The sequence below is a fragment of the Streptomyces sp. NPDC096193 genome, assembly GCF_040302905.1.
Classification (GTDB): domain Bacteria; phylum Actinomycetota; class Actinomycetes; order Streptomycetales; family Streptomycetaceae; genus Streptomyces.
In genome coordinates, this window is the sequence record NZ_JBEOSJ010000011.1 from 22,748 (window position 1) to 41,179 (window position 18,432).

Genomic DNA, 18,432 nt, shown 5'->3' on the forward strand with positions numbered 1-18,432 from the left:
TGCTGGCTATCGGTCCCCGAACACGGTGCGGTGCCAGTCCTTGCGGACGACCGCGGTGTTGTCGAACATCACGTGCTTGACCTGCGTGTACTCCTCGAAGGAGTAGACGGACATGTCCTTTCCGAAACCGGAGGCCTTGTAGCCGCCGTGGGGCATCTCGCTGATGATCGGGATGTGGTCGTTGACCCACACGCAGCCCGCCTTGATCTCACGGGTGGCCCGGCCGGCGCGGTAGACGTCCCGGGTCCAGGCGGAGGCGGCGAGGCCGTACGGGGTGTCGTTGGCCAGCGCGATGCCTTCGTCGTCCGAGTCGAAGGGGAGGACGACGAGGACCGGGCCGAAGATCTCGGCCTGCACGATCTCGCTGTCCTGGGCGGCGCCGGCGACCAGAGTGGGCCGGTAGTAGGCACCGCTCTTGAGTATCCCCTGCGGGGCTTCGCCGCCCGTCACGACGGTGGCGTAGCCGCGCGCCCGGTCCACGAAGGCGGCGACGCGGTCGCGCTGGAGGTGGGAGACGAGCGGGCCGAGGTCGGTCGCGGGGTCGAAGGGGTCGCCCAGCCGCACGGTGGCCATCAGATCGGCGACTCCGCTGACGAACGCGTCGTAGAGCGGGCGCTGTACGTAGGCGCGGGTGGCGGCGGTGCAGTCCTGGCCGGTGTTGATGAGCGAGCCGGCGACCGCGCCGTGCACCGCCGACTCCAGGTCGGCGTCGTCGAAGACCAGGAAGGGGGCCTTGCCGCCGAGTTCGAGGTGGAGCCGCTTCACGGTGGAGGTGGCGATCTCGGCGACGCGCTTACCGACGGCGGTGGAGCCGGTGAAGGACGTCATGGCGACGTCCGGGTGCCCGACCAGGTGCTCGCCCGCGTCCCGGCCCGCGCCGCTGACGACGTTGACGACACCGTCGGGGATGCCCGCCTCGGTCGCCGCCGCCGCGAACATCAGCGAGGTCAGTGGGGTGATCTCGGCGGGCTTGAGCACGATGGTGTTGCCGGCGGCGATCGCCGGCAGGATCTTCCAGGCGGCCATCTGGAGCGGATAGTTCCAGGGCGCGATGGAGCCGACGACGCCGATGGCCTCCCGGCGTACGTAGGAGGTGTGGTCGCCGCTGTACTCACCGGCCGACTGACCCTGGAGGTGGCGGGCGGCCCCGGCGAAGAAAGCGGTGTTGTCGACGGTGCCCGGCACGTCGAACTCGGTGCTGAGCTTGATCGGCTTCCCGCACTGGAGGGACTCCGCGCCGGCCAGGTCCTCGGACTGCTCGGCGAGCACGGCCGCGAACCGGTGGAGAGCGTCCGAACGCTCACCGGGCGTGGCACCCGACCATGCGGGGAACGCCTCGCGCGCGGCGGCGACGGCCGCGTCGACGTCGGCGGCCCCGGCGAGCTCATAGCTGTGGACCGTCTCACCCGTCGCGGGGTCCACGATGTCCTGTGTACGTCCTGAGGTGCCGGGCCGCAGCCGGCCGCCGATGTACTGCGCGCCGTCCGCGAAGCGGTCCTGCACCTGGAAGCGGTTGCCCATGACGCTCTCCGTTGTCCCAGCTCGATTTGAGTGCCGATCCTGGCAGAGCACCTGTTACCCAACAAGTGATTCCGTAGTTGCCTTTTGATTACGCGACGGATTCGGTCGACCATGTGTCGCGTTGCGGCCCTCATCCCCGTACGGAGTGTCAGTGGTGGATGCGAGACTCGCGTGCATGGGGATGGATGAGCTGATCGGGCAGGTCAGCAGCGGTCGACAGGTCAAGTATCTGCACTTCTGGGGGCACGCACCGCGCAAGGACGGCAGCGTCGGTCCGAGCTGTCTCAGCCAGTGGTGGGAGGCGCCCTTCGAGGTGGAGGGGGTGCGGTATGCGACGGCCGAGCACTGGATGATGGCCCACAAGGCGCGGCTGTTCGGTGACGCGGAGGCGGAGCGAAAGGCGCTCGAAGCGCCGAATCCCGGAGCGGCGAAGCGGGCCGGACGAGAGGTGCGGGGTTTCGACGACACGCTCTGGAAGCGGGAGCGGTTCGCGATCGTCCGCTCGGGCAGCGTGCACAAGTTCGCGCAGCATGCGGCGCTGCGGGATTTTCTGCTGACCACGGGAGACCGGGTGCTCGTCGAAGCCAGCCCGCTGGACCGGATCTGGGGTATCGGTCTGGCCGCGGACGACGAGCGGGCACAGGACCCCACGCGCTGGCGCGGGCAGAACCTGCTGGGGTTCGCGCTGATGGAGGCGCGCGAGGAGCTCAGGGCCGCGGGGGCGCAGGGCGCCTAGGGGCCGCGCCTCGGAGCGGGTCGAGGCTGCGTGTGCGGGACGCGGCCCGGGCCCTGCCGGGCGTGAATCCGGTCGGGGACACCTGCGGGCGCGACCCGGACCAGGAGCCGGCGGACGCGGTCACGGCCCGAGGAGCAGGGCCCCTGGAGCCAGGCCTCCCAGCGGCGGCCGGGGCTATGGGCACGGGACGCGGTCACGGGGCCTCTCGACATGAGCCGGGCGGGGCACCTATGGATGCGACCCGGACCAGGAGCCGGCGGAGGCGAGCCGGGCCGGAGGAGCACGCCGCCCGGACGCCGGACCTTCCGCCGGCCGGGGGGTCGGGGCTGCGGGTGGGGGGACCCGGCCGGGAGTCTGCCCCCGCGAGTCGGCCCCGGGGGGGGCAGGGTTCTTTGGAGGCCGGACTTCCCAGCGGGGGGCTCCGAAAGCCGCGGGGCGTGAGGCGAGCCAGGTTGCGTCTGTCCGACGTGAGTGGGCACGGGAGCCTGCGGACGCGACCGGCAAGGACACACGGCCGATACCCGGACCCGGAAAGCGGTCTTCCTCGCGCAACGGACTTCTCGTCAGGAGCCTGCCGGACATGAACCGGCCAGGGCACCTGAGGACGCGACCGGCTCGACCGGCCCAGAAGCCGGCGGCCGAGGCACGGCGCGGGGAACAGGCTCGCCAGGCGCCAGGCGCCAGGCGCGCCCGGCAGCCGGGCTGCGGTGCGGGCCCCGGCACCGGGGACTGCCCCCGGTGTGAACCGGTCGGGGACACCTGCGGGCGCGAACCGCTCCGGGTAGGTGTGGTCCGGTCAGCGCGCGGCCGAGAGCACGGCCGGCGGCGCGGCGCTGTCGATCACCAGCGTGTTGCCGAAGTCGTCGTTCCTGTTCCGCTCGTCGTTGATCGCCTCGGTGATGCCCCAGGCCAGCAGGCCGACGACCACCAGGCCGATGACGATGCCGACGGAGCCGAGGATGATCCCGGAGAGCGCCATCCCGCCGTTGGTGGCCTCACCGCGCTGGACCCGCTTGCGGCCCAGGATGCCGAAGATCAGGGCCAGGACGCCGAGGACGATGGCGACGACGCCGTAGAGGCAGAACAGGCAGACGGACAGGATGCCGAGCACCATCGCCGTGGTGCCCATGCCGTTCGCCGGGGCGGCCTGCCAGCCGGGCTGACCGTAGGTCTGATACCCCGGGTATCCGGCGTGGCCGAACGGATCACCGGCGCCGGGCCCGGTCACCGGAGGGGCCGCGGGGTAGCCGTACGGGCCGGGAGCGGGCCGGGCGGGTCCGCCCGGGGCTATCGGGGGCGGCGGCACCGAGCCGGTGTCCCCGACGCCGGGCATCGAGGTGACCGTCATCTGGTCGTGCACCGGCGGGACCGGCGGTGCCGGGGTGACGGGCTTGTGCAGCGGAACCTTGTCCTGCGGCGCGCTGCTCGCCGGGGGAGCCCACGGGTCGCGGTCACGGGGCTCGGGTCCGCCCGGCGGCTGGGCCTGGTTCTCTGCCATGGTTCTCCCCCATCGTGGTTCGCGCTCATGCTACGGCCTGCCCCCTGTCGCGGAACGGCCGCCTACGATGATCCCTGACACCAGCGGCCGTACAGCACACGGAGGACCCCGATGACCGATCTGCATCCCTTCATCGCCGGGCTCCCCAAAGCCGAACTGCATGTTCACCACGTCGGATCGGCCTCGCCGCGCATCGTCGCCGAACTCGCCGCCCGGCACCCGGACTCCAAGGTGCCGACCGACCCCGAGGCGATCGCCGACTACTTCACCTTCACGGACTTCGCCCACTTCATCGAGGTCTATCTCTCGGTCGTGGATCTCATCCGCACCCCCGAGGACGTCCGGCTGCTCACCTTCGAGATCGCCCGCGACATGGCCCGCCAGAACATCCGCTACGCCGAGTTGACCGTCACGCCGTTCAGCTCGACCCGTCGCGGTATCGACGAGAAGGCCTTCATGGCCGCGATCGAGGACGCCCGCACGGCCGCCGAGGCCGAGCTGGGCGTGGTGCTGCGCTGGTGCTTCGACATTCCCGGTGAGGCGGGCCTGGAGGCGGCGGAGGAGACGACCCGGCTCGCGGTGGAGCTGCACCCCGAGGGCCTGGTGGCCTTCGGTCTGGGCGGACCGGAGATCGGTGTGCCGCGCCCGCAGTTCAAGCCGTACTTCGACCGCGCTCTGGCCGCCGGACTGCACTCCGTGCCGCACGCCGGTGAGACGACCGGACCGCAGACCGTCTGGGACGCGCTGAACGATCTGCGGGCCGAGCGGATCGGGCACGGCACCAGCTCCGTCCAGGACCCGGCGCTGCTCGCCCATCTCGCCGAGCGGCGGATCGCGTTGGAGGTCTGCCCGACGTCCAACATCGCGACCCGGGCCGTCACCGTTCTCGACGACCACCCCATCAAGGAGATGGTCGCGGCCGGCGTCCTGGTGACCGTCAACAGCGACGACCCGCCGATGTTCGGCACCGACCTCAACAACGAGTACGGGGTGGCCGGCCGGCTGCTCGGCCTCGACGAGCGCGGTCTCGCCGCGCTCGCGAAGAACGCCGTGGAGGCTTCGTTCCTCGACCCGGCGGGCAAGGCGCGCATCGCCGAGGAGATCGACGCGTACACCACGGCATGGCTCGCGCGTTGAGCCCCGTGGAGAACGGTCTCGTGCGCACCGTCAGTGTCGTCGGCCATCGCGGCGATCCCTACCGCGTGCGGGAGAACACCCTGCCCTCGCTCCGCTCGGCCGTCGAACGGGGCGCGGACGCGGTCGAGGTCGACGTACGACTGACGCGCGACGGTGTGCCGGTGCTGCTGCACGACGCGACGCTGAAGCGGCTGTGGGGGCACGACCGCCCGCTGTCGGGGCTGACCCGTGCCCAGGTCGAGGAGCTCACGCGAGGCGGTGTGCCGCCCCTGCGGGACGCGCTGCTCGACGTCGGCGCGCACCGTCTGCTGATCGACCTGCCCGGCGCCACCGAGGAATCGGTACGGGCTGTGGTCGGCCTGGTCCGCGACTGCGGCGCGGCCGAGCGCGTGTACTACTGCGCGGGCCCCGCCACCATGCTCGCGGTACGGAACGAGGACCCGGCGGCCGAGACAGCCCTGACGTGGACCTCGCTGGCGCCGCCGCGGCCGGTCCTCATCGACGCCGTACGTCCGCGGTTCCTCAACTACCGCTTCGGGCTGGTCGGTCGGGAGCTCGTGGACCGTGTGCACAAGGACGGCATGCTGGTCTCCGCCTGGACGGCCGACACCCGGCGCACCATGCGCCGGCTGATCCGGTCCGGCGTGGACTCCGTCACCACCAACCGGGTGGACGCGCTGGCATCCGTCCTCCGGGACAACTCCCTCGCCGGTCCGCCTTCTTGATCGTTCCGGCATGATGGACCCACTCACCCGGCGGAGGAGCAGAAGTGACCGACAGGATCCGTGCCGACGTAGCGCACAACGCCAGGGTCTGGAACCACTGGCTGGGCGGCAAGGACAACTACCCGGTCGACCGCGCGGTGGGTGACCACGTCACCGGCCTGTACCCCAGCATCGGCGAAGTGGCCCGTGCCGACCGGGCGTTCCTGGGCCGCGCGGTGGAGTTCCTCGCCGGTGAGGCGGGCGTACGGCAGTTCCTGGACATCGGCACCGGGCTGCCGACTGTCGACAACACCCATGAGGTCGCCCAGCGCATCGCCTCCGACGCGCGGATCGTCTACGTCGACAACGACCCGATCGTCCTGGCGCACGCCCGCGCCCTGCTCACCAGCTCACCCGGCGGTACGACGGAGTATCTGGACGCGGACGCCCACGACCCGGCGGGGATCGTGCGGGCCGTCGAGCCGACGCTGGACCTGCGCAAGCCGGTGGCCGTGATGATGCTCGGCATCCTGAACTTCGTGATGGACACCGCCGAGGCCCGCACCATCGTGCGCACGCTGATGGACGCCGTGCCCTCGGGCAGCTATCTGGTCCTCACCCATCCCACCCTCGAACTGGGCGGGGAGGGCAACGAGGAAGCGATGCGCTTCTGGAACGAGAACGCCACTCCCCCGATCACGGCGCGCAGCGGCACGGAGTTCGCCTCGTTCCTGGACGGCCTGGAGGTGCTGGAGCCCGGCATCGTCTCGTGCTCCCGCTGGCGGCACGACGTAGCGCGGGAGAGCATGTTCCCGCAGGTGGCGCAGTTCGGCGCGGTCGCCCGCAAACCCTGACCGCGACGGCGAACCCCCGCTGACCGGCGCCCGCTTGACGCCCATGGTCCCCTCGGGTGCGCCCGACAACTCGGCCTACCCGGAGACTCGGCCCACCCGGAGACTCGTCGCACCCGCTCAGGAGGAGCCCGCTACAACCCGACGAGGGAGTTCCATCGCCGGGCGAAGTCGGCGCGCTCCTCCGAGGCGATGTCCCGGGCGATCGCGAGCCGTCTGCGCATCACGTCGTCCGGAAAGATCAGTGGGTCCTCCGCCAGCGCGGCCGTCTCCTCGTCCTTGGACGAGGCCAGTACGTCACGCGCGGCCGGCACCGGGCAGACGTAGTTGACCCAGCTCGCGAGTTCGGCGGCGACCTCCGGCCGGTAGTAGTGGTCGACCAGTGCCTCCGCATTGCGCTTGTGGCGGGCGAGGTTGGGGATCATCAGGCTCTCCGCCCACAGCTCGCCGCCCTCCTCGGGCACGACGAACTCGATGTCGGGGTTGTCCGCCTGGAGCTGGATGACATCGCCGGAGTACGCCTGGCAGGCGACAACGTCACCGGTGTCGAGGTCCTTGATGTAGTCGTTGCCCGTGAACCGCCTGATGTGACCGCGCCGCACCAGCTTCTCCAGCCGGTCGCACACGGCGTGGAAGTCGTCCGCGGTCCACCGCGTGATGTCGACGCCGTCGGCCTGCATCAGCAGGGCGAAGGACTCGTCGAGCCCGGACAGCAGCGTGACCCGGCCGCGCAGATCGTCCGCCCACAGGTCGCTCGTACGCCGCAGTTCGCGGCCGAGCTTCCTGCGGTTGTAGGCGATGCCGGTGATTCCCGACTGCCAGGGGACGCTGTGCAGCCGTCCCTTGTCGAATGCGGGTGAGCGCAGCTGCGGGTCCAGGTAGCGGGTGACGTTGGGCTGCTTCGTCCGGTCCATCTCCTGCACCCAGCCGAGGCGTACGAAGCGCGCGGCCATCCAGTCGCTGACGACGATCAGATCGCGGCCGGTCTCCTGATGGTTCATCAGGGCTGGGCTGATCTTCCCGAAGAACTCGTCGTTGTCGTTGATCTCCTCGGTGTAGGTGACGGAGATCCCGGTGCGTTCGGTGAAGGCGTCGAGGGTGGGCCGCTCGGAGGTGTTCTCGTCGTCGGTGTCGATGTAGAGGGGCCAGTTGGCGAAGTCGAGAGTGCGGTCGTGGCCCGAGTCGTCGCGGGCCGCACGGTCGCCGGGCTCGACGTAGGCCGCGGGCACCCCGCACCCGGCGAGCACGGCGGGGCCGGCGAGAGCGGAGCCCGCGCCTATGGCGCGCAGCAGGGTCCGCCGTGACATGGGGTTCATCCGGATCGCGGGCACGTCCGCAGGATGGCGGGCGGCGCGTGCGGGCGGCAATGGACGGTGCGTCGACCCCTGGGAGCAGGAGGGGACACCCTGTCGATCATGGACAGGCGTCAATAGTTCATGGACACTTGTCCATGAAATCCGTCCACGCAACAGAAACGAGCCGGTCATGAACGCAACGGCCCACGTCCTGGTCGGCCTGGTGGCCGCGCTGCACCTCTACATCCTGGTGCTGGAGATGTTCCTCTGGGAGCGCAGACCCGGCCGCCAACTCTCCGGCTTCGACGCCGAGATGGCCCGCGCCACCGCCCCGCTCGCCGCCAACCAGGGCCTCTACAACGGCTTTCTCGCGGCGGGCCTCGTCTGGGGCCTGATCGCCTCGGACCCGACCGGCTACCGGGTGCAGGTCTTCTTCACCGCGTGCGTGGTGGTCGCGGGCCTGTACGGCGGCTTCACCGCGAACCGCCGCATCCTCCTCGCGCAGGCGCTGCCGGGAGCGCTCGCCCTGACTGCGGTCCTGGTGGCCGGATGACCGACCCCAGGACGGAACGCACCCGGGCCAGGCTGCGGGCCGCGCTGCTGGAGGAGGGCGCGGGCCGTGCTCTCGACGAGGTCAGCGTGGCCGCGGTGGTCCGCAGGGCCGGGCTCGGCCGCGCCACGTTCTATCTGCACTACGCGGACCTGGAGGCACTGGCGGTCGACGCCTGCGCCGAGGTCGTGCGCGAGGCGGTGGAGGCACTGCACGCCTGGCGCGGCGTCCCCGACCCGGCGGCCCCACCCCCGCCGCTGACGGACTTCTTCACCGGCCTGTCCGCCCGCGCGCATCTCTACCGCCCGCTCCTGCGCGAGGGCGGCAGCGGCCCGCTCGGCGATCTGCTCCACACGGAGCTGCGCGCCCGCAGCCGCCGCGAACGGGAACTGGTCGGCGCTCCCCGTCCGGATCTGATCGCCACGGCCGTGGCGGCCACCTTCGCCGGCCTGCTCGCCGACTGGCTGCACGGCGCGATCGAGGCGGACCCCGCGGAGATGGCCGGCCAGGCCTGGCGGCTGCTCATCGCGCTCCACGGGACCCCGCTGGCGTGACTCCGGGCAGACGACAGCCCCCGCGCCCGTCCGGGCGCGGGGGCTGTCGAGGCCGGTGAATGACGACCGTCAGACGTCCAGCGACGTCATCACGTGCTTGACGCGGGTGTAGTCGTCGAACCCGTACGCCGACAGGTCCTTGCCGTAGCCCGACTTCTTGAAGCCGCCGTGCGGCATCTCCGCCACGAGCGGGATGTGGGTGTTGATCCACACGCAGCCGAAGTCCAGCGACTTCGACATCCGCATCGCGCGGCCGTGGTCCTTCGTCCACACCGACGAGGCCAGCGCGAACTCGACGCCGTTCGCCCACTCCAGGGCCTGTGCCTCGTCCGTGAAGGACTGCACGGTGATCACGGGCCCGAAGACCTCGTTCTGGATGATCTCGTCGTCCTGCTTCAGGCCGGAGACGACGGTGGGAGCGTAGAAGTAGCCCTTGTCACCGACCCGGTGGCCGCCCGCCTCCACCTTCGCGTGCGCCGGCAGCCGGTCGATGAAGCCGGTGACCTGGGCGAGCTGGTTGGCGTTGTTCAGCGGGCCGTAGAGCACGTCCTCGTCGTCCGGAGCGCCCGTCTTCGTCTCCGACGCCGCCTTCGCCAGCGCCGCCACGAACTCGTCGTGGATCGACTCCTGCACGAGCACGCGGGTCGCGGCCGTGCAGTCCTGGCCGGCGTTGAAGTAGCCCGCCACCGAGATGTCCTCGACGGCCTTGGCGATGTCGGTGTCCTCGAAGACGACGACCGGCGCCTTGCCGCCCAGCTCCAGGTGGACCCGCTTGACGTCCTTGGCCGCGGAGGCCGCGACCTGGATGCCCGCGCGTACGGAACCGGTGATCGACGCCATCGCCGGCGTCGGGTGCTCGACCATCGTGCGGCCGGTGTCACGGTCGCCGCAGATGACGTTGAAGACGCCCTTGGGCACGATCGAGCCGATGATCTCGGCGATCAGCACCGTGGAGGCGGGGGTGGTGTCCGACGGCTTCAGCACGACGGTGTTGCCCGCCGCGAGCGCCGGAGCGAACTTCCACACCGCCATCATCATGGGGTAGTTCCACGGCGCGACCTGCGCGCAGACGCCGACCGGCTCGCGGCGGACGATGGAGGTGAGGCCCTCCATGTACTCGCCGGCCGAGCGGCCCTCCAGCATGCGAGCGGCGCCCGCGAAGAAGCGGATCTGGTCCACCATCGGCGGGATCTCTTCGGTACGGGTCAGCTCCAGCGGCTTGCCCGTGTTCTCCGACTCGGCGGCGATGAGGTCCTCGGCCCGCTCCTCGAACGCGTCCGCGATCTTCAGAAGCAGCTTCTGGCGCTCGGCGGGCGTGGCATCGCGCCAGGCCGGGAAGGCCGCCGCGGCAGCGTCCATCGCGGCGTCCACATCCGGCTGCCCGGAGAGCGGCGACGTGGCGTACACCTCGCCGGTGACGGGGTTGATGACATCGATCGTCCGCCCGTCGGCGGCGTCCCGGAACTCCCCGTTGATGTAGTTGCGCAGACGACGCAGCTCGGTGGTCACTGTTGCCACCCCTCCTGTCAGATTCCGATGGGTGAGACAACCCACCCTAATCGCACGGCCGACGCTTTCAACAGCCCCGACCCTCCCCATCTTCGGATTCGGTTATATCCGATCCCTCGAACAACGAATATCATCGCTCAGGGCTTGCAAGACAGACGAGTCCCGGTGCACAGTGACCTCGTGGCCAGTCGAAGCGCAGAATCCAGGAAGACGAACGGATCGTCCCCGACGATCGACGCCGTCTCCCTCGCGATCATCGAGCAGCTCCAGGAGGACGGGCGCCGTCCGTACGCCGCGATCGGCAAGGCCGTGGGCCTGTCCGAAGCGGCCGTGCGCCAGCGCGTCCAGAAGCTGCTCGACCAGGGCGTGATGCAGATCGTCGCCGTCACCGACCCGCTCACCGTGGGTCTGCGACGCCAGGCGATGGTCGGTATCCGCGTCGAGGGCGACCTCGACGACATTGCCGAGGCGCTGACAGCCATGGCCGAGTGCGAGTACGTGGTGATGACCGCGGGCTCGTTCGACCTGATGGTGGAGATCGTCTGCGAGGACGACGACCACCTTCTCGAAGTGATCAACAAACGGATTCGCGCGCTCCCCGGCGTGCGCTCCACCGAGAGCTTCGTCTACCTCAAGCTCAAGAAGCAGACCTACATGTGGGGAACCCGATAGCCGTGAGCCAGGACCGCAGCGACCTCTCAAAGTCCGCGTACGACCACCTGTGGATGCACTTCACACGTATGTCGTCGTACGAGAACGCACCCGTGCCCACCATCGTGCGCGGTGAGGGCACCTACATCTACGACGACAAGGGCAAGCGCTACCTCGACGGCCTGTCGGGCCTGTTCGTCGTCAACGCCGGCCACGGCCGTCACGAGCTCGCCGAGACCGCCTACAAGCAGGCTCAGGAGCTCGCCTTCTTCCCGGTGTGGTCCTACGCCCACCCGAAGGCCGTCGAGCTCGCCGAGCGCCTGGCCCAGCACGCTCCGGGCGACCTGAACAAGGTCTTCTTCACCACCGGTGGCGGCGAGGCCGTGGAGACCGCGTGGAAGCTGGCCAAGCAGTACTTCAAGCTGCAGGGCAAGCCCACCAAGTACAAGGTCATCTCGCGCGCGGTCGCCTACCACGGCACCCCGCAGGGCGCGCTCTCCATCACCGGTCTGCCGGCGCTGAAGGCCCCCTTCGAGCCGCTGGTCCCCGGCGCGCACAAGGTGCCGAACACCAACATCTACCGCGCCCCGATCCACGGCGACGACCCCGAGGCCTTCGGCCGCTGGGCCGCCGACCAGATCGAGCAGCAGATCCTCTTCGAGGGCCCCGAGACGGTCGCCGCCGTCTTCCTGGAGCCGGTGCAGAACGCCGGCGGCTGCTTCCCGCCGCCGCCCGGGTACTTCCAGCGGGTCCGTGAGATCTGCGACCAGTACGACGTGCTGCTCGTGTCCGACGAGGTCATCTGTGCCTTCGGCCGCCTCGGCACGATGTTCGCGTGCGACAAGTTCGGCTACGTACCGGACATGATCACCTGCGCCAAGGGCATGACCTCGGGCTACTCCCCGATCGGCGCGTGCATCATCTCCGACCGCCTCGCCGAGCCGTTCTACCAGGGCGACAACACCTTCCTGCACGGCTACACCTTCGGCGGCCACCCGGTCTCCGCCGCGGTGGGCCTGGCCAACCTCGACATCTTCGAGAAGGAAGGCCTCAACCAGCACGTCTTGGACAACGAGGGCGCCTTCTTCGACACCCTGAAGAAGCTGCACGACCTGCCGATCGTCGGCGACGTCCGCGGCAACGGCTTCTTCTACGGCATCGAGCTGGTGAAGGACAAGGCCACCAAGGAGACCTTCACCGACGAGGAGACCGAGCGCGTGCTCTACGGCTTCCTCTCGAAGGCGCTCTACGACAACGGCCTGTACTGCCGCGCCGACGACCGGGGCGACCCGGTCGTCCAGCTGGCGCCGCCGCTGATCTCCAACCAGGAGACCTTCGACGAGATCGAGGGCATCCTGCGGACCGTCCTCACGGAGGCCTGGACGAAGCTCTAGTCCTCCCGCCTTCCGGCGCCGACACGGCCCGGGTGCGCCCATCCGAGTGAGATGGGGGCGCCCGGGCCGTGTGTTTCCCAGGACCCCGCATCCGACTACCTAGCGTGCGAGTGACCGATCGGCCCTGCCGTCGTTCCCCCGTACGGGGGAGGACAAATCTGATCAGAACCGAGGTGACACCATGGTGGCCCCGCCGGACAACGATGTGATCTGGGCACGCTCCCTGCACCATTCGCACAGCGGCTCCCCCGCGCTGGCAGGTGTCTCGCTGGGTGTGCGGGACGGCGAGATCCTCGCCGTGAGCGGCCCGCGCGGCAGCGGGAAGACGACACTGCTGCAGTGTCTGTCGGGCCAACTCGTCCCGCACGAGGGCGAGGTGTGGTTCAACAGCTCCCCCGTGCACACACTGGCCCCGCTTCAGCGGGAGCGGCTGCGCCGTGAGCGGTTCGGCTGGATCGACCCGGAGCCCACCCTCGTGCCCGAGCTCACGGCGTGGGAGAACGCCGCACTGCCGCTCCTGCTGCGCGGCACCTCCCACCGCAAGGCCAAGAAGGCCGCGACCGAGTGGCTGGAGCGCCTCGACATCGGCGCGTGCGCCCGGAAGCGCCCGCGCGCCCTCGACCAGGCACAACGGCAGCGGATCGCCACCGCCCGGGCACTCGTGAGCGAGCCGTCCGTGCTGTTCGCGGACGAGCCGACGGCCACGCTGCACCGGGCCGAGCGGGCCCAGGTGCTCCGTACGATCACGGCGGCGGCGCGCTCGCACCGGATCACGGTGGTGCTCGCGACGCACGACACGGAGGTGGCGGCGCTCGCGGACCGTTCGATCTCGCTCCTGGACGGCCGTCGCGTCAACTCCCTCACGGCCGAGGCGGAAGGCCGGGCCGAGTGCTCGCTCTCCGTCTAGCCCGCGGCTCCCACCCCCTGGCCCTACTGCGCCGGCTGCTGGTGGCCGCGGCCTCGGCGGGGGTGGGTTTCCTGCTGCTGTGCACGCTGTCGTACGCGCTCGCCCACCCCGGCTCCGCCGCGTCCGTCGCCCGCCTCACCTGGTGTGTGATCCCGCTCGCCGCGACCGTGCACTTCGCCGTGGCCGTGGCCCGCGCGGATCCGAGCACCCGGCCGCGGCCCGGCCTGTCCGCGATCGGTCTCGGACCCGGCCGGCTGGCGGCGCTCGCCGCCGTCTCCACGGCCATGTCCGGCGCCCTCGGCAGCATGGTCGCGCTGCTGTTCTTCCTGCATCTGCGGGGCGATCTGACCGGGCTGCCGTTCGACGGTGCCGCCTCCGAGCTGCTGGCCGCCGACCGGCCGCTGCCCCTGGCGGCCATGCTGATGCTGCTGGCGATCGCGCCGCTGAGCGCGACGGCCGCGACGGCTCTGACCCTGCGTCCGCGGCGGACGCCGTCGGGCCTCGACCCGGAGCCCGTCGAGGAGCCCAAGGGCCCGCCCGGGGGTCTGCCCTGGGGCTGTGCGCTGACCACGGCGGGACTGGCCATCGAGACGTACACGGCCCGGACCAGCCCCGGTTCGTCCTTCCCGCTCGCCGGTTCCTTCGAGTCGAACCCCGTCGGTGTCCTCGCCGGCTGGACGCTCACCGCCCTCGGCCTGGCCCTCGCGGGACCGGCGATCACCCACTTCTGCGGCCGTCTCCTGCAGATGCTGCGGCCCGGCGCGATCCGGCTGCTCGCCGGACGGACGCTGATGGACGAGGCCCGCGGCATCGGCCGTCCGCTGGGGGTGGTGTCCGCGGTCGCGTCGGCGGTGATCACGGCCTCGACGCTGTACGACACGGGCCCGCGCCCCTTCGGACCGCTCACCGGCCTGGGCGCCGCGCTGGTCATCGCGTGCACGACGGCGACCCTGCTGACCTCGGTGGCCGAGTCCCGCCACGCCCGCGCGATCACCACCGCGAACCTGCGCAAGCTCGGCACCCCCGCGGCCATGCTCCGGGCGGCGGCGGGACTGCGCCTGGCGGCCCTGCTGGTGGTCTTCGGTCCCCTGACCTGGATCGTGGCCACGCTGGCGGCGATTCCGCTCTCGGGCTGAGCCCGCCTGGCCGCCGGGGTTCGCCGGCGGCCGTACAGGGGGTGGGGCCGTCGTCCCGGCCCACCCCCTATCGTGGCGGCATGGCGCACGGATCAGGGCCCGACTGCAGCGGGCACAGCAACGACCGCGAGATCGAGACCATCGAGGAGTTCGACGACATCGTCGGCCACGGCTCCCTCGCCGGCTACCGCGTCCAGTCCGTGGATCTGACGGATCGCACGTTCCCGCTCCTCTCCCTCGACTGCACCGGCGCCGTGTTCCTCGGCTGCCCGATGCAGCCCGACGCGGCCGCCAAGGTCCGCGCGGAGGGCGCGCTCGTCTTCCCGCCCGTGCCCCATCTCCCCTTCGACCCGTACCGCGGGCTGCTCTACACCGCGGACGAACTCTTCGCGGACCTCGCCCGGGGCGGATACGAGGCCACCCCCGACGCCCGCGCGTACGCCTGGTTCCAGCAGACCAAGGCCGACGGCGACATCTTCGCCTCGATGCTCCGCGCGGTCCACGACGACGCGATCTCCGACGCCCTGGACGAACACCTCGTCAGCGCCCGCGTGGTAGGGGTGATGGGCGGTCACGCGATGGCCCGGGGCACCTCCGCGTACGAGGGCGCCGCGCGGCTCGGCCGGGCGCTCACCCGCTCCGGGTTCACGGTCGCCACCGGCGGCGGTCCGGGCGCGATGGAGGCGGCGAACCTCGGTGCGTACGCCGCACCGCACCCGGACGAGATGCTGACCGAGGCACTTGAACTCCTCTCCAAGACACCCTCGTTCGTGCCGTCGGTCTCGGACTGGGCCGCCGCCGCACTCGACATCCGGGACCGCTGGCCGGGCGGTGGGGACTCCGTCGGCATCCCGACCTGGTTCTACGGTCACGAGCCGCCCAACGCCTTCGCCGGTCACATCGCCAAGTACTTCGCCAACGCCACCCGTGAGGACGGCCTCCTGGCACGGTCCAACGCGGGCGTGATCTTCCTGCCGGGCGCCGCGGGCACGCTCCAGGAGATATTCGACAGCGCGACGCCCAACTACTACGAGTCCCGCGGCGAACCGACCCCGATGGTCCTCGTGAACAAGGCGCACTGGACGGAGAAGCTGCCGGCCTGGCCGCTGCTCCAGGCCCTCGCGGCGGGCCGATCGATGGAGTCCCGTATCGCCCTCGTCGAATCCGTCGAGGAGGCACCGGCCGCACTGGCACTGCTGGGCGGCGGCCTCCCGTAGTCCGCGCACACTTCCCCGCGTTCCGTGCGGCCCCCGAGGACCGTCAAGGCCCCGGGGCCTCGCAGCACAAGACACCGGAAAGCAACGCCAACCGCCGAATTCACGTCTGGCAGTCCAGCCGGAGCTGAACCGACCCACGTGAATGGAGCCCTTGGTGCTGATCGGCCTTCTGACCGCTGTCGCGGCCTCGATCTGTTACGGCACGGGGTCGGTGCTGCAAGCCGTCGGTTCCCGCAGGTCCGCACGGCGCGAGGCGGCCGCGGCCGGTGTCACGCAGCATGGCGGCCCCAATCTGTCGTCCACCGCGAAAGCCGCGATGACCTGGGAGTTCATCGTCGGCACCATCCTGGACTTCGTGGGCTTCGGGCTCGGCGCCCTCGCCGCGCGGATGCTTCCGCTGTTCCTCTCGCAGACCGTCATCAGCGCCAACCTGGTGGTCACGGCCGTGCTGAGTGTGAAGCTGCTCGGCATCCGGCTGAACCGCGCCGAGTGGACGTCGATCGCCGTCGTCTGCTCGGCCCTGGTGCTGCTCGCCACGGCGGCGGGCCCGGAAGGCAGCGGTCACACCCCCATCGCCACGCACTGGTGGCTGCTGGCGATCTCGCTGCTGCTGATGGCCGGTGGCACCGTGGCCGTACGGCTCCTCGGAGCGCGCGCCGCGATCCTCGCGGGTCTGCTGTCGGGCCTCGGCTTCGGCGCCCTCGGGGTCGGGGTGCGCATCCTGAACGGCATCGACCCCTTCGACCCGGGCGCGCTGCTCACGGACCCCGCGCTCTACGCGATCCTCGTCGCCGGCATCGGCGGCATGTATCTGCACACGGTCGCCCTGCAGATCGGCTCGGTGAACGGCGCGACGGCGGCACTCGTGGTCGGCGAGACCGTGCTGCCCGGCATGATCGGCGTCCTGTGGCTGGGCGACACCTCCCGGCCCGGCTTCGCCTGGGTGGCGATGACAGGGTTCCTGCTGGCGGTGGCCGGTGCGGTGGCGGTGGCCTGGTACGGCGCTCCCGAGGCCCACGGGACAACCGGGCAGGAGTCGGAGCAGCTGCCCGAGGACCCGGAAGCGGCGGCGGGACCGGACCTGCTGGCCCACAGCGGGTCGGCGCGGTGAATCAGCCCTGACCCCTACACGGTGGGCAGGGAGAGGCCGGCGTAGATCTGGTTGAGGACGGAGGGCAGCAGGGCGTTGGCCGTGGTCTTTCCGTCGGGCGACAGCGTCAGGTTCGCCCACAGGACCAGCGTGACGTCGTTCTCCGGGTCGTGGCCGATGAAGGAGTTGAAGCCGGGCAGTTCGCCGCCGTGGTAGTACATCGCCGCCCGTGGACCGAAGTGCTGGTAGGAGATGCCGTAGCCGTACTTCTGCCCGTCCGGCGCGGCCGGGTCCTCCGCCTGCAGGCTGTTCAGCCACTGCTTCTGGGCCGCGGGGGCGAGGACCTTGCCCGTCACCAGGGACCGGATCCAGGTGGCCATGTCCTCCGCGGTGGAGATGGCGCCGCCCGCGGCGGTGGCGTAGGAGGGGTTCTGGTGGGTGTAGTCCACCGGCGCGAGCTTCCCGGACCTGGCCGCGGCCCGCAGATCGGCGGGGTAGGGCTTGTCGACCAGGGCGTATTTCGTTCCGCCGTACATGTAGCCGTGCGAGTAGGGGGCCGGGAGGGACACGTCGCTGGTGCCGGGCAGCGAGGTTTCCGCCAGTCCGAGCGGTGCGAGCAGCCGGGTTCGGAACTGCTCGGACAGCGGGCGGCCGCCGGCCTTCTCCGCGACGAGGCCCAGCAGCGCGTAGTTGGTGTTGCTGTACTCGTAGGACGCGTTGGGCGCGAAGTTGGGCGGGCGGCGGAACGCGATGTCGAGCATCTGCTGCGGTGTGCGGGCCTTTTGGGGTTCGGCGTCCAGGGATGCCGCGAGTTCGGGCGCGCTCGTGTAGTTGTAGAGGCCGCTGCGCATCTTCAGCAGTTCGGCGATGGTGATGTTCCCGCCGTCGGGCACATCGGCGACGTAGTCGGACACCGGGTCGGTCATCCGGAGTCTGCCGTCCTGGGCAAGGAGGTTGATCAGCGCCGAGGTCAGGGTCTTGGTGTTGGAGGCGATCCGGAAGTGGTCGTTCGTCGTGGGCCTGTCGGACGTGCCCGACTCGGTGGTGCCGGTGGTCGCACTGAACGTTCCCTGCGGGGTGCGGAGCAGGACCACGGTGCCGGGAATCATGAGCTTCTTCGCCGCACTGTCCACGGCGGACCGGAGGGCGGCCGGATCGATGGTCCTCAGGGCCGACGGGCTGGGGGCCCGGGCGCTCGCCGCCGCGGAGACGGCCGACGTGTCGGCGACCGCCGTGAAACCCGTCCCCGAGGGCAGGACACCGCCCGCGACCAGCACGGCCGCGCACGCGCCCACCAGGGCAGTGCGCCGGACGGTACGTGACGCCCCGGAGCCGGCTCGCGCGGGGCGCGGGGGGTCCGGGACGTCGGTGCCGGGGTTCGGGGCGGTGCCGGGGTTCGGGGCGGTGCCGGGGTTCGGGGCGGTGCCGGGGTTCGGGGCGTCGGTGCCGGGATTCGGGGCGTCGGCGCCGTGGGGCCTGCGCCAGAAGGCTCGGGTGGTCCTCATCGGCGTCACACCCCTCGTGCGTGCGCTCGGCGGTCCCAGACCCCGCGCCCGGGAGGCTACATGGTCATTTTAGGCGTTCTCGACATATCCGAGAGGTCGGGCATCGGGGGTGATCACCGCAGAGGGCCGGTCGATCATGCCCCATACGCCACGGCTCGCCGTCCTGCCGCGGGCGAC

The 18,432-nt window shown here is 70.9% G+C and carries 17 protein-coding genes; 12 read left to right on the forward strand and 5 right to left on the reverse strand.

Translation table 11 applies throughout. From position 1 onward, the window contains the following. Positions 1 to 6: 6 nt before the first annotated feature. Entirely contained in the window at positions 7 to 1,521 is a 1,515-nt protein-coding gene (locus tag ABTX78_RS17785) for a gamma-aminobutyraldehyde dehydrogenase (protein ID WP_352207715.1), read from the reverse strand. Between the two features lie 175 nt (positions 1,522 to 1,696). Here ABTX78_RS17785 and ybiA point away from each other — a divergent pair, with 175 nt between their 5' ends. After that, entirely contained in the window at positions 1,697 to 2,257 is a 561-nt protein-coding gene (ybiA, locus tag ABTX78_RS17790) for a riboflavin biosynthesis intermediates N-glycosidase (protein WP_352207716.1), read from the forward strand. 796 nt (positions 2,258 to 3,053) lie between these two features. Here the strand turns inward: ybiA and ABTX78_RS17795 are convergent. Further along, positions 3,054 to 3,755 carry a DUF4190 domain-containing protein gene (locus ABTX78_RS17795; protein WP_352207717.1) on the reverse strand — a complete coding sequence of 234 codons (702 nt, stop codon included), beginning with the start codon at positions 3,753 to 3,755 and terminating at the stop codon, positions 3,054 to 3,056. A 111-nt stretch (positions 3,756 to 3,866) separates the two neighbouring features. Between ABTX78_RS17795 and ABTX78_RS17800 the strand changes: the two genes are divergently transcribed. Genes ABTX78_RS17800 through ABTX78_RS17810 form a run of 3 tightly spaced genes read left to right on the forward strand, consistent with a single transcriptional unit; the run spans position 3,867 to position 6,450 of the window. Further along, entirely contained in the window at positions 3,867 to 4,892 is a 1,026-nt protein-coding gene (locus ABTX78_RS17800; protein WP_352207718.1) for an adenosine deaminase, read from the forward strand. Further along, entirely contained in the window at positions 4,877 to 5,617 is a 741-nt protein-coding gene (locus ABTX78_RS17805; RefSeq protein WP_352207719.1) for a glycerophosphodiester phosphodiesterase, read from the forward strand. Before ABTX78_RS17800 ends, ABTX78_RS17805 begins: the two co-directional genes overlap by 16 nt. Positions 5,618 to 5,661: 44 nt before the next feature. Beyond that, complete coding sequence (locus tag ABTX78_RS17810) at positions 5,662 to 6,450, forward strand: SAM-dependent methyltransferase (protein ID WP_352207720.1); 789 nt, start codon at positions 5,662 to 5,664, stop codon at positions 6,448 to 6,450. A 131-nt stretch (positions 6,451 to 6,581) separates the two neighbouring features. Here the strand turns inward: ABTX78_RS17810 and ABTX78_RS17815 are convergent, their stop codons facing one another. After that, positions 6,582 to 7,754 (reverse strand): ABC transporter substrate-binding protein, encoded by a 1,173-nt coding sequence (locus ABTX78_RS17815; RefSeq protein WP_352207868.1) that lies wholly within the window; start codon positions 7,752 to 7,754, stop codon positions 6,582 to 6,584. Between the two features lie 178 nt (positions 7,755 to 7,932). Here ABTX78_RS17815 and ABTX78_RS17820 point away from each other — a divergent pair, with 178 nt between their 5' ends. After that, positions 7,933 to 8,295 carry a DUF1304 domain-containing protein gene (locus tag ABTX78_RS17820; protein ID WP_352207721.1) on the forward strand — a complete coding sequence of 121 codons (363 nt, stop codon included), beginning with the start codon at positions 7,933 to 7,935 and terminating at the stop codon, positions 8,293 to 8,295. Continuing rightward, positions 8,292 to 8,846 (forward strand): TetR/AcrR family transcriptional regulator, encoded by a 555-nt coding sequence (locus ABTX78_RS17825; RefSeq protein WP_352207722.1) that lies wholly within the window; start codon positions 8,292 to 8,294, stop codon positions 8,844 to 8,846. Before ABTX78_RS17820 ends, ABTX78_RS17825 begins: the two co-directional genes overlap by 4 nt. A gap of 69 nt (positions 8,847 to 8,915) precedes the next feature. Here the strand turns inward: ABTX78_RS17825 and ABTX78_RS17830 are convergent, their stop codons facing one another. Then, positions 8,916 to 10,355 (reverse strand): gamma-aminobutyraldehyde dehydrogenase, encoded by a 1,440-nt coding sequence (locus ABTX78_RS17830; protein WP_352207869.1) that lies wholly within the window; start codon positions 10,353 to 10,355, stop codon positions 8,916 to 8,918. 165 nt (positions 10,356 to 10,520) lie between these two features. On the opposite strand from ABTX78_RS17830, the gene ABTX78_RS17835 reads away from it, so the two are divergent. From ABTX78_RS17835 to ABTX78_RS17860, 6 genes are all read left to right on the forward strand, one after another. Continuing rightward, positions 10,521 to 11,027, forward strand: coding sequence for an Lrp/AsnC family transcriptional regulator (locus ABTX78_RS17835; RefSeq protein WP_352207723.1), 507 nt, complete (start codon positions 10,521 to 10,523; stop codon positions 11,025 to 11,027). Beyond that, the gene (locus tag ABTX78_RS17840) at positions 11,012 to 12,400 is read left to right on the forward strand and encodes an aspartate aminotransferase family protein (RefSeq protein WP_352207724.1); all 1,389 of its coding nucleotides are present in this window, start codon (positions 11,012 to 11,014) and stop codon (positions 12,398 to 12,400) included. Before ABTX78_RS17835 ends, ABTX78_RS17840 begins: the two co-directional genes overlap by 16 nt. A 181-nt stretch (positions 12,401 to 12,581) precedes the next feature. Next, a complete protein-coding gene (locus tag ABTX78_RS17845) occupies positions 12,582 to 13,307 on the forward strand; it encodes an ABC transporter ATP-binding protein (RefSeq protein ID WP_352207725.1) in 726 nt (241 codons plus the stop codon). Next, positions 13,289 to 14,443, forward strand: coding sequence for a hypothetical protein (locus ABTX78_RS17850; protein ID WP_352207726.1), 1,155 nt, complete (start codon positions 13,289 to 13,291; stop codon positions 14,441 to 14,443). The genes ABTX78_RS17845 and ABTX78_RS17850 overlap by 19 nt, the downstream gene beginning before the upstream one ends. An 80-nt stretch (positions 14,444 to 14,523) precedes the next feature. Next, positions 14,524 to 15,660, forward strand: coding sequence for an LOG family protein (locus tag ABTX78_RS17855; protein WP_352207727.1), 1,137 nt, complete (start codon positions 14,524 to 14,526; stop codon positions 15,658 to 15,660). 154 nt (positions 15,661 to 15,814) lie between these two features. After that, positions 15,815 to 16,771, forward strand: a complete 957-nt coding sequence (locus ABTX78_RS17860; protein WP_352207728.1) for a DMT family protein — start codon at positions 15,815 to 15,817, stop codon at positions 16,769 to 16,771. Positions 16,772 to 16,785: 14 nt separating this feature from the next. Here ABTX78_RS17860 and ABTX78_RS17865 read toward each other — a convergent pair whose 3' ends face one another. Continuing rightward, complete coding sequence (locus tag ABTX78_RS17865) at positions 16,786 to 18,255, reverse strand: serine hydrolase domain-containing protein (protein WP_352207729.1); 1,470 nt, start codon at positions 18,253 to 18,255, stop codon at positions 16,786 to 16,788. Positions 18,256 to 18,432: the final 177 nt, after the last annotated feature.